The following is an 11,407-nucleotide window of genomic DNA, read 5'->3' on the forward strand; positions in this document are numbered from 1 at the left end:
GCTCGTTACGATCATGGCATCGGTCGGCAACGAATGAGATACCCTCATAGGAGATGTTTTTTGAAACAGGTTCTATTTGCATCCTCACTCCTTTGACAAGCCAAATATCCGTCTGGAGATGCTGGTCATGACAGATATATCTGTGGTACCCTACCCTCGTAAGCTGCATCTCTGGAAGCCGAGGATGTATGACAACTACTACCACCCGCGTTGAACAGCCGGTTTTGTTTGCCGGTTTGACGCCAACCGATCTGACAATGTTACTTGTCGTGTTGATCTGGGGTGCTAATTTTAGCATTGTGAAGGCTGCGTTAACCGAAATCCCCCCGCTGGTGTTTGCGACGTTACGCTTTACAAGTGCGAGTGTGCTTTTAGTAGGCTTTATGTTTTGGCGTGAAGGGAAGCGCACACTCCCTGATTGGCGCACGTTCTGGAAGTTGACCTGGATTGGTGTGGTCGGCAACACGATCTATCAGGCGCTCTTCACGTACAGTCTGACCTTGACAACAGCAGCGAACGGTTCATTGATTATTGCTACAACACCGGTGCTGGTTGCTTTGGCGGCAGCGTTGCTCGGTATCGAGCGGATCCGTCGCGTTATGACAGTTGGGATTGCGCTGGCGATTAGCGGGGTAGCGTTGGTGGTGGCCGAACGTGGTCTGAGCCTTGGTGATCAGGGATTGCTGGGTGATCTGCTGATGCTCGGTGCTGCATTCTGCTGGATGATGTACACCCTCGGCGTCCGTACTCTCGGTCAGGGCCTATCTCCACTGGCTATTACAACCTGGACGATGGTAACCGGTGTGCCGGGCATGATCTTGATCAGTCTGCCAGGCTGGTCAACAGTTGTATGGGAGCAGGTGAACCTGCAAGCGTGGCTTGCTCTGGCCTATTCAACCTTACTGGCACTGGTGCTGGCCTATGTCCTCTGGAATAACAGTGTGCGTGTTGCCGGCAGTGTGCGCACGGCGATCTACGGCTGCGCCATTCCGCTCGTAGCAACCCTCATTGCCTGGCCGCTCATCGGTGAACAGCCGACATGGGTGCAGGGTATTGGTGGCTTGCTGATCGTCAGCGGGGTCTTGCTGACCCGTCGTCCGTGACCGGTGTCGTTTCTCGTGGTACTATACTAAAGTGTAAATCTTTGCAACCGCCGGTACTCGGTCGGCGGTTCGTCGTGTGTTCGAGTTATCAGATGGTAACACCGTTGCCAGCCACATACTCTCAGCTTACAAGTATTCAGGCATTCGGCAGAGTGTTGGCTGACCTGCCGGGCATTGCAGTGCTGGCAGCGTCGCTACGTCCTGGCTATCAAACGATTGCGCCGGTGCCGGCGGCAGCCCGTCCGGCTTTGCTTGCTGCGCTGGCCTATCACCGCACGACCCCAACCCTCTATGTCACTCTCAGTGCCGAGAGTGCGCTCCGTGCAGCCGACGATCTCCGGCAGTGGTTAGGGTCGGATCAGGTCTGGCTCTTCCCTCCCGCCGATGCATTGCCATACGAGCAGATGTCTCCCGGTCGCGATGTCCTTGCGCGACGATTGGCTGTGTTGCGTGGGTTGCAGACAGGTTCATTTTCCGGGGTGATTGTAACTTCGGTGAAGGCGTTGATGCAACCAACGTTACCGCCGTCTGAACTGACGAACGCCACGATCCGGCTTCAGCGTGGAATGCAGGTGTCGATTGAACAGACGGTTGCAACCCTGCTTGATAACGGCTATCAACGGGTGGTGATGGTCGAAGAGCCGGGTGAGCTAAGTCGGCGTGGCGCGATCCTTGATGTCTGGCCACCGGGTGATGAGCTACCGTTGCGCATTGAGTGGTTTGATGACGAGATCGACAGTCTGCGTCGGTTTGATCCGGCAACCCAGCGCAGCGAGCAGCGCCTGGAACGGGCCGAGATTGGCCCACCCCACGAAATTCCATTCTGGCGCCGTGATGAAGCACTGCGCCGGATTGATACCCTTGATCTGAGTCAGCTTCGTCGTGAAGTTCGCGATGAATGGGCCGTCGCCCGTGAACAACTCACCGGTGGTCAGCGCTTTGAGGGGCGGGCCTTCTATGCCCCATTCTTCTTCAATCAGACGGCGACCTTGCTGGATTACCTGCCACCGCAGAGCATGGTGGCTTTGGCGGAAGGCCATCTCCTTGCCCAGCATGCCGACGAAATTGATGTGCAGGCTGCCGGCTACCGGGATCAATTGCTGGCGCTGGGTGAGTTGCCGCCTGACTTTCCACGCCCTTATCTGCGCTGGAGTGAGTTGCACTTGCAGGAATCCGCGACGCTTATCGTGGTGGATTTAAGCCACAACGAATATCCTGACGCTCTTACCCCATTGTCGTTTGGTGTTCCGCCGCTATACGGTGGGCAATTACGCCGCCTGATTGATACGGTTGTTGAGCGGGTACGGGGCGGCGAGCTGGTGGTCGCAGTTACGGCACAGGCGGTGCGCCTGCAAGAATTGGTGGGTGAGCGGCTGGCCCAGGAAACAGTCAGTGGCCGTTTCGTGCCGATTCACGGCGGACTCGAAGCCGGTTTCACACTCGCCGATCTTCACCTGACCCTGCTCACCGATAGCGAGATTTTTGGTGTGCGCCAGCGCCGGCCACTCGCCGAGCGTCGTCGTAAAACCGGTACGACTGATCGCGCTGCATTCCTGCGCACGTTAAAGCCGGGCGATTACGTAGTACATATCGAGCACGGTATTGCCATCTTCGACGGCATGATTCGTCGTACCGTCAGCGAAGTCGAGCGTGAATATCTGGTGCTTCGTTACGCCGGTGAAGACAAAATCTACGTGCCGGTTGATCAGATCGACCGGGTAACCCGTTATATCGGCGCCGGTGATGGCCCACCGACGCTAACCCGTCTCGGCACCCAGGACTGGGAGCGTACCAAACGCAAAGTGCGGGCTGCGGTACAGGATTTGGCCGAAGAGCTGCTACGCCTCTACGCACAACGTCAGCTTAAATCCGGCTACGCCTTTTCACCCGATAACGAATGGCAGCGTGAACTTGAAGCCAGTTTTCCCTATCTGGAAACCGATGATCAGCTCCGGGCAATTGCCGAGGTCAAGGCCGATATGGAGAAGCCAACGCCGATGGATCGTCTGGTGTGTGGTGATGTAGGTTTTGGCAAGACTGAGGTTGCCTTGCGTGCTGCCTTCAAAGCGGTTCAGGACGGAAAGCAAGTGGCTATTCTGGTGCCGACCACTGTACTGGCTCAGCAACATTTCGACACCTTCCGCAAGCGCATGGCGGCCTTTCCGGTGACGGTTGAAATGCTCTCGCGGTTTCGCTCGCCGAAAGAACAAGATGCAATTATCCGCGATCTGGCGCGGGGTAAGATCGACATCATTATCGGCACTCATCGGCTGCTCTCCAACGACGTTGTCTTTCGCAACCTTGGCCTGGTGATTATTGATGAGGAACAACGCTTTGGCGTCCGTCACAAAGAGCGCCTCAAGTTGATGCGCACCGAAGTGGATGTCTTAACCCTGACCGCCACACCCATCCCGCGCACCTTGCATATGGCGTTGGCCGGTATTCGTGATCTGAGCGTGATTGACACGCCGCCCGAAGACCGTATCCCGATCAAGACCTACGTGGTGCCGACCAATGATCACCTTATCCAGGAGGTGATCCGGCGTGAACTCGAACGCGAAGGACAGGTGTACGTTGTCCACAATCGGGTGCAGAGCATCTATCACGTGGCCGAACGGTTGCGCCGGCTCGTACCGGAAGCCCGCATTGCAGTCGGTCATGGCCAGCTTGCCGAGCGCGAGCTGGAGCAGGTAATGATCGACTTCTTCGAGGGTCGCTATGATGTGTTGGTCTGTACCACGATTATCGAGAGCGGTCTTGATGTGCCGAATGCCAATACCATCATCATCGACGACGCGACCAATTACGGCCTGGCCCAGCTCTATCAGTTACGTGGTCGGGTCGGGCGCGGTGCAACCCGAGCCTATGCCTACCTGCTGTACAATGCGGCCCGCACCATGACCAACGACGCACGTTTGCGCCTGGAAGCGATTCAGGAAGCAAATGAACTCGGCGCCGGTTTTCGGATTGCCATGCGTGATCTAGAGATTCGCGGTGCCGGTAACCTCCTCGGTGCTGAACAGTCGGGCCACATTGCTGCCGTCGGTTTTGATCTCTACTCACGGTTGCTTGAACAGGCTGTGCGAAAATTGAAGCAGGATGTGGATGAACTGGCAGAAACGGCGACCGATAGCTCGGTTACGCCAGCGGCGATGGCCGAGAGTCTGCGTGCGCCAAACGTGTCGGAACGTGTGCTGGTAGCGCCGCTGGTAACGATTGATCTGCCGCTTACTGCTTACCTGCCGCCCGACTACATCAGTGATGAAACCGTGCGGTTGGCCGTCTATCAACGTGTGGTTGATGCAACCACCCTTGATGAAGTCCGTGGGTTACGTCAGGAGCTGATCGACCGCTTTGGCGGGCCGTTGCCCGAACCGGTGTTACACCTGATCTTATGGTTGCAGATTCGACTGCTGGCGTTGCAGGCGGGCGTGGCCTCGATTACAACAGAAGGCGATGTCTTCTTCATCCGGCTGTCAACACCGCTCGCTGCGGGCGTGCGCGAACGATTGCGCCGACGGTTTCCGCGTGATGCCGCGATTGCCTTTGGTCCGCAATCGATCCGTCTTGACCGCCGGCTCCTCGGATCGCAATGGCCTGAGCGACTCCTGGCAGTGGTAGAGTTACTGGCCGGCTACAGTGGCACCTGATACGCATTGACTACAGCCACCATCTTTACACTGCGGCGAGCTGACCACGGCGAAAGACAACAATCACCCGGTCGAACTGATAGCGCTGCGCAGCGCCGTGAAAAATAACCCCGTCATAGGCGTACCGGTCAAGCCACCACTCAATCACAGCATCAGTCTCGATATCAAGCCCCAGCCCGGCTGCTTCGCGCTTCATCTGCCTTACCTGTCGCTTCCATTCACCCAACTCGATAGTGAGCGGATGTTCAACCCGAACGTGATACAGTGTAGGGCCGGGCACCAGCAAGCGTTGCCACCAGCTTCGTCTTTTCGTCGTATCGGTTGCGACCTTGGTCAGCACCAGTCCTCTACCGGCCGGCGTTCGTTGCTGAACATTGCCACCCACGAGGCGGTATGTTCCCTGCACAGCGCTACCGGCAAGCCATTGCTTAATCTCGTCGGCAGACATCTGTCTAATGGTTTCACGAACATCTGACACACGCAAGACGCGCGGTGGCGCCATAATTTGTATCTCCGGCAGCGGTTGATGCTGAATCACCTCACCATTCGCGTTGCGCCACTCAGCGCGGATGACCTGCATCGGTGGATCGCTTCCTTCACGGTAACGAAAGCCGAGCCGACTTTTGCCCTCTTCGGATTCAGCGGTCGCCGCAATCGTGACGTGGAGCTGGATGCCGCCACCACAACCTGGGGCCGGAAACCAGACTCGTTCAGCAGTAAAGGTATGTGCCATACGTGAACCGGAGATGGCGTAGCGCTCTTCGCGGCGCCAGCCATTGCCGCTCAGGCCGCTCCATCCCCCAACAACCGCCCGTAGTGGTGCGTAGATGGCTACAACATGCTGCGTACCGGGTGGTTCATCGAGCACCCACATACCCGGCGGAATAGCTCCCGATGAGGGCAACCGGATCGTACCACCGATCACGCTCTGTTCGACGCGGGCGTTCGGTAAGCGGACGGTCATGACACTGCCTGGAGAAGACGATGTTGCTTCCGGTGCCGGCAATGGCTGAAGCTGATGCCCACACTCGATACAAAAGCGCGGGTTGCCGTTGGGCAAGAGCGCACCACAGTTCGGGCAAAAGCGTGGTGAACGATGAACGCTATTCATACGGCCTCGTGAGCTGGTAGGGGTGTCAGACTACCTTAATTATTATACTCGCCTATCGGGTTCTGGGCCGTCCATACGCATGAATAAACAAACGATGGTGTCAAGCAGCGATGATAGCATTATAAATAACGTCTCATCACCTTCCTGCCTACTTGACGCCAACCGATCCATCATCTACCATACCAGACAGCACAGCCTGGTGCGGAACGACAACTAAAACGGAGAATAGAATGGGTCGAATACTGGAACAACTCGGATTGTGGATTGAGAGTATTATTCTCGCCATCGGCTATCCTGGCATTACGCTGGTCATGCTCGCCGAAAACCTCTTCCCGCCTATCCCGTCTGAGCTGGTAATGCCGTTTGCCGGTTTTCTGGTGGGGCGCGGTGAGATGAACCTCTTTCTGGCTATTGCCGCGGGAACGCTCGGTTCAGTTCTGGGTGCAATTGTTCTCTACTACATCGGCATGCTGGCCGGTGAACCGCTGGTACGGCCCTTTTTCCGCCATTATGGCCGTTTCTTTCTGCTCTCCGAGCAAGACCTCGATAAAGCCCTTAATGCGTTTACCACCCATGGCGAGATTATCGTGTTGGGTGGCCGTGTGATTCCGATCATTCGCAGCCTGATTTCGTTGCCGGCTGGTATGAATCGCATGCCGCTGGGCCGGTTTTTGCTCTTTACCACCATTGGTTCGACGATCTGGACATCGCTGCTGACCATTGGCGGCGTCATTCTTGGCGCCAACTGGGAATTTGTAATTGAGATCGTTGATCAGTATCAGAAGCTGGTGCTGGTGGTACTGGCCATCGCTGTAGTAGTTTTCGTTGTGCAGCGACTCCGCGGTTTGCGCAAGCCGATGCTGCCCCAGAGTGAGTAACTGGCTGGCTTCGTCGCTATGAACCAGGATGATAGTTTGGTCACAGATCGGGAAGCCAGGTTGAACCAGCTCTCGCCCCTTACGGTTACTGAACGTGAGTTGTGTTGTGCGTTGGCTCCGCTGCTACCGACGGCAAAGTGGCTTGTGATTGGGCCAACGACCTGGACGATTGTCGATGGCGCTGCCCAACCAACCCCATTTTGGCCGTTGCCGACAACAGCGACGCCTCTGGGTGTAACCTCGGCTACCGATGGATCCGATAACCTTGATGGCTTCTGGATGCCGCTGGCATCGCACGGACGTACTGTTGGTGGTCTGATTCTGTTATCTGACACCTCAATATCATCGTCGCTGATCAACCAGCTTGCCTTGCTGGTTGAAGGTATCTATGTCCGACGAATGGCAGTTCGCCAGGTTATCTGGCAACATTTGCTTACTCAGATTAACGTGCGCTACGTTGCCGGTGAAGAGCGATTTGCATTACTGAGTGAGGTGTTATCGCGCAGTCTGGGACTTATCCCACAAGCGATGACAAAGGCGCAGGTGATTATTCCGTACACCTTTGAACATCAAGGAGAACAGTATGGGCGTTCACGACCGTTTTGGCCTGACGAGGTGCACTTCATCGAACTAGCGCTGGCAATTGCCCATCCGGCGGTTACTCGATCACGGGTATTAGGTCTGGCAGCCGCCGGGGTTGCCCATGACCTGAATAACCTGCTGACGGTGATTCTGGGTCGTGCCCAACTCCTCGAACTCGATGCAATCGACGAACAGATCAGCGATCTGCAAATGATCGAAACCGCCGCTGAAACCGGCGCCGGCAGTGCCCGTCGTTTGCAACGGTTCGCCCAGCTTGATCACGTTGCTGCGCATCCGGTAGACCTGGCGATAGTTGCTTCCGCCGCTGTAGCAATGGTCCGGCGTGTACTCGCGCAACCGGATCGTGTTCAGGTAGTCGTGAACCTGTCCGTTTTACCATCGGTGGCCGGCGATGAGAGCCTGATTCATAAAGCACTGACCGGTCTTATTCTCTCAACCGTCCGGGAATTGCCGGCTGGCAGTATCGTCACAGTCAGTGGCGGTGCCGATGACGATAACGCCTGGATCGAGATCATCGATCCTGCGCTGCCCCCAAACACCGATCTCCGGGCATTATCAGCCCAAACGCGCCGTGCCCACACACTGGAATTGGCAATCGCCCGTCAGGTTGCCCGTGTTCATCATGGCCATTTACTGATTGCCCCCGATCCGTCGGGAGGTACCCGTGTCCAGTTGATCATCCCACGCTGGAAGAAAGGGAATGGAATAGGATATGTCGGCCTGGAAACTCCTCAATCGTGAAATTGTATTGCATCAACCGCCATTTCTGACGGTTGAACGTCATCATGTCGAATTACCTGATGGGCGTGACATTCCCAACTGGCAGTGGATCGTTACGCCAGAATATGTGAATGTGGCAGCGATCACTGTTGATCAGCGGTTTGTCTTGTTTCGGCAAGAGAAGTACGCAGTGGAAGGGCTGTCACTGGCACCGGTGGGCGGATATCTCGAACCGGGCGAGGATCCACTGCTGGCTGCCCAACGCGAATTACGGGAAGAGAGCGGCTACGTTGCATCGGAATGGGAATGCCTGGGGCGCTATGCGGTTGATGGCAACCGGGGCGCCGGAGTTGCGCACCTCTTCCTCGCCCGCCAGGCGACGTTTGTCGGCAAAGGCGAGAGCGATGATCTCGAAGCGCAAGAACTGGTGTTATTATCGATAGATGATGTGCAGCAGGCGCTGGCCGCCGGTGAGTTTAAGGTACTGGCCTGGGCAACCGTTATCGCGCTGGCTCTGCTGCGTTTGCAGAGGTGATCATGAAAACCGAATCCGGCTATCACCATAGAGTAATCACCTTCAATCCTATTTTCTAAATCCTATGGGAAGAGGTCGTTATCCAGCTCGCCTGTACGTTACTGCGCCGCCGCCTGAGATTGCAGCACGCTACTATCGTTCGTGGCCGGCAAAAGAACTTTACCATACGCCGGAACACTTTCCACCCGTGAGCGCGGAGGGGTTGTTTGGCTACAATGCACCACTGACGCTCGAATTTGGCTGTGCAACTGGTGAGTACTTGTGTGCACTGGCAGCCGCCCAGCCATCCTCTTGTTTTGTGGGCATCGATATTGTTGCCAAGCCGCTCTACCGCGCCGTTGAGCGGGCCGTGGCAGGAAATCTCTCGAACATCCTGTTCATTCATGCCGATGCCCGGCTTATTTATCAGCGCATCCCTACTGCCGCATTACACAGCATTATTCTCCACTTTCCACCACCACTCCTGCGTAATCGTCAGCGCAATCAGTTACTCGTTTCGCCGCAATTGCTGGAGTGTGCGGCGCGCACGCTCGTTCCTGGCGGCTATCTCAGCTTTCTCACCGATCATCCGGCCCTCTTCGCCTTGATGCAAGAACTCTTACCCGCCTTTCCTGCGCTGCGTGCCACACCGGCTTCGGTAGACGAACTGGCATTCTTCGAGTCACATTACCATCGCCGTTGGGCTGTTCGTGGCCGCACGATTAGCGGTCTGCGGATTGAGCGGGTGATGGAGGATGGTGTTTAGGAGAGAGTAAGTAGAAAATAGAGCATAGGCGAGAGGAGAGGGGTAGGAACAAGGAGAGGAAGTAGGGCAAGTTCTAGAGTTTATAAAGCTGTCCCGTCGTGATGGTCTGGTGAATGTTGACAATGTACCTTAGACAGCATATGCTGCTTTCAGATCGACCGCAAGGAATGGTGTAGTGTTGTCCATTCGCGCCTCAATGACACGCTGAATTGGCACTCTTCTTCACTCCGCGATGCCTGTGTCGTGGCGTTTGGAGTGCGGCACAGCAGCCGTGCTCTCGATCCGGCGTATGTCACGCTGTTGTCTCTGCTGGTCACGGGTAAGACAAAGATATATCATTCGTAGCCACGCTTTCATCGGCAACCGTATGTCGACCGTATACAAGATGAACCACCGGCAGGTCGGGTTACCCGACATACTCACGGTACTGCGTAAGGGTAGGCTTGTCTGGCTCACTGCTGGAGGTGGATATGGAGTGTCGAGTTGGTTGTGGCGCATGTTGCATTGCACCCTCAATCTCGTCGCCAATCCCTGGGATGCCGAACGGTAAACCGGCTGGTGTGCGCTGTGTGCAGTTGACTGCTGATAACCGGTGTGCCCTGTACGGCAAACCAGAACGTCCGGCGATATGTGTGAGCCTGCGTCCACACCCCGATATGTGTGGACGTAACGCTCAAGAGGCGCTGCGGCTACTGACGGTGCTCGAATTGATGACCCAACCTGAAAAATAACTGAAATGTTATCTGGATCGGTCGTAAGTTGCAACTCAATCGGCCAAATTTGCGTTATTATTGCAAAGAAGAGATCGTGGCTACCCCCTCACATAGAAAGATTCTTGTAACAAAATTGGGGTATGATACATGTGAGGATTAGGTAGACGATCAACGCACACCGCAGTGCGCTCTACCGGGTCCAGGATTCTCTATGTATGGGTGTCGAGGCGGGCCGGAACCATACCAGCTACGGTAGACCGGATCGACATCCCAGGAAAGGAAGCCGCAGTGACTGACTTCGATCTGGAACGTTTGAGCATCCCTGAGCTCGAACGGCTGCGGGACGCAATCAATCAGCGCCTGCTCCAACTGCGTTACAGTACGCCGCGTTCGCTGCCAGAACTGTTACGCATGCTGGAGGAGGTCAAGATTATCCTGAGTGATCAGGGTAAGGAATGGCGTTCGCTCGAGCGCTGGCAATGGATGGACGGTCAGATTCGCTTCTGGCTCAACCCTGCCGATCAGGTACGTTATCGAGCAGGATGGTATACAATCGAAGAGCTAATCCTCTGGTCGCAGGATCGTGGTCCAGTGCTCGTTCCACAAGAAGAGGAAGAGGAAGATCTCGAAGGCTGGACGGAGATCAATGGTGTTCGCATTCGCTGGTTGCCTGACGGTACGATGGAGCGCCAGTGATCGAGCAGCCTGACATTGCCTGTTCCGAAGCCGTCCATTAGGTTTGCTGCAAGAGCGCAGCGACGGTACAATTCAATACTGTGCGCTGCGCTCAGGTGGAAATCTTTGTCAATCTTCTAAAGCCCCAGCCAGTGCGTAAGCACCGGTGCTAGCAATGATGTCATTGCGCCATTAAGCCCCATTGCCAGGCCAGCCAGTGCACCGGCTTCGCTGCTGAATTGTAACGACCGCGCAGTACCGAGGCCGTGTGAGGCCAGGCCAAGTGCGAAGCCACGTTCACCATCGTCGCGCACTCCGGCCAGACCCAGCAACTCCCAGCCCAGGAGCGCCCCTACCATCCCGGTGACGATCACGATCACTGCCGTCAGCGATGGCAGTCCACCCAACTTCTCGGCGATACCCATTGCAATTGGGGTTGTAATCGATTTGGGAGCTAATGAACGTAGAGTTACGTCTGATAAGCCGAAAAGCCTTCCGCTCAATACTGCCGCCGCAATCCCGGTTGCCGAGCCAACGACCAGCCCGGTCAGGGCCGGCCAGAAGATTCTGCGTAGCGTTCGTTCCGCTTCATAGAGCGGGATCGCCAGTGCAACTGTTGCCGGCCCCAGCAGAAAGTGAACGAATTGCGCCCCGTCAAAATAGGTTGCGTAGGG

At 56.0% G+C, this 11,407-nt stretch carries 10 protein-coding genes; 8 read left to right on the top strand and 2 right to left on the bottom strand.

The features are described 5' to 3' along the window. Positions 1 to 188 precede the first annotated feature (188 nt). Positions 189 to 1,103, top strand: coding sequence for a DMT family transporter (locus VAE55_RS11615; RefSeq protein WP_322815946.1), 915 nt, complete (start codon positions 189 to 191; stop codon positions 1,101 to 1,103). Between the two features lie 92 nt (positions 1,104 to 1,195). Then, entirely contained in the window at positions 1,196 to 4,753 is a 3,558-nt protein-coding gene (gene mfd / locus VAE55_RS11620) for a transcription-repair coupling factor (RefSeq protein WP_416181193.1), read from the top strand. Positions 4,754 to 4,778: 25 nt separating this feature from the next. On the opposite strand, the gene VAE55_RS11625 is transcribed toward mfd, so the two are convergent. Beyond that, the gene (locus VAE55_RS11625) at positions 4,779 to 5,864 is read right to left on the bottom strand and encodes a zinc ribbon domain-containing protein (protein WP_322815948.1); all 1,086 of its coding nucleotides are present in this window, start codon (positions 5,862 to 5,864) and stop codon (positions 4,779 to 4,781) included. A gap of 230 nt (positions 5,865 to 6,094) precedes the next feature. Here VAE55_RS11625 and VAE55_RS11630 point away from each other — a divergent pair, with 230 nt between their 5' ends. From VAE55_RS11630 to VAE55_RS11655, 6 genes are all read left to right on the top strand, one after another. Further along, positions 6,095 to 6,742, top strand: a complete 648-nt coding sequence (locus VAE55_RS11630) for a DedA family protein (protein ID WP_322815949.1) — start codon at positions 6,095 to 6,097, stop codon at positions 6,740 to 6,742. Positions 6,743 to 6,778: 36 nt separating this feature from the next. Beyond that, positions 6,779 to 8,086 carry a HAMP domain-containing sensor histidine kinase gene (locus tag VAE55_RS11635; protein ID WP_322815950.1) on the top strand — a complete coding sequence of 436 codons (1,308 nt, stop codon included), beginning with the start codon at positions 6,779 to 6,781 and terminating at the stop codon, positions 8,084 to 8,086. Continuing rightward, complete coding sequence (locus VAE55_RS11640; RefSeq protein ID WP_322815951.1) at positions 8,058 to 8,600, top strand: NUDIX hydrolase; 543 nt, start codon at positions 8,058 to 8,060, stop codon at positions 8,598 to 8,600. The genes VAE55_RS11635 and VAE55_RS11640 overlap by 29 nt, the downstream gene beginning before the upstream one ends. Positions 8,601 to 8,664: 64 nt before the next feature. Next, on the top strand, positions 8,665 to 9,345 hold the full coding sequence (gene trmB, locus VAE55_RS11645) for a tRNA (guanine(46)-N(7))-methyltransferase TrmB (RefSeq protein WP_322815952.1): 681 nt from the start codon (positions 8,665 to 8,667) through the stop codon (positions 9,343 to 9,345). Positions 9,346 to 9,815: 470 nt separating this feature from the next. Then, the gene (locus VAE55_RS11650) at positions 9,816 to 10,076 is read left to right on the top strand and encodes a YkgJ family cysteine cluster protein (protein ID WP_322815953.1); all 261 of its coding nucleotides are present in this window, start codon (positions 9,816 to 9,818) and stop codon (positions 10,074 to 10,076) included. Between the two features lie 270 nt (positions 10,077 to 10,346). Beyond that, on the top strand, positions 10,347 to 10,754 hold the full coding sequence (locus VAE55_RS11655; protein ID WP_012258955.1) for a hypothetical protein: 408 nt from the start codon (positions 10,347 to 10,349) through the stop codon (positions 10,752 to 10,754). A 116-nt stretch (positions 10,755 to 10,870) separates the two neighbouring features. Here VAE55_RS11655 and VAE55_RS11660 read toward each other — a convergent pair. Further along, positions 10,871 to 11,407: LrgB family protein (locus VAE55_RS11660; RefSeq protein WP_322815954.1), on the bottom strand; the 537-nt coding region annotated here is incomplete at its 5' end.

The organism is Chloroflexus sp. (assembly GCF_034432675.1).
Taxonomy (GTDB): domain Bacteria; phylum Chloroflexota; class Chloroflexia; order Chloroflexales; family Chloroflexaceae; genus Chloroflexus.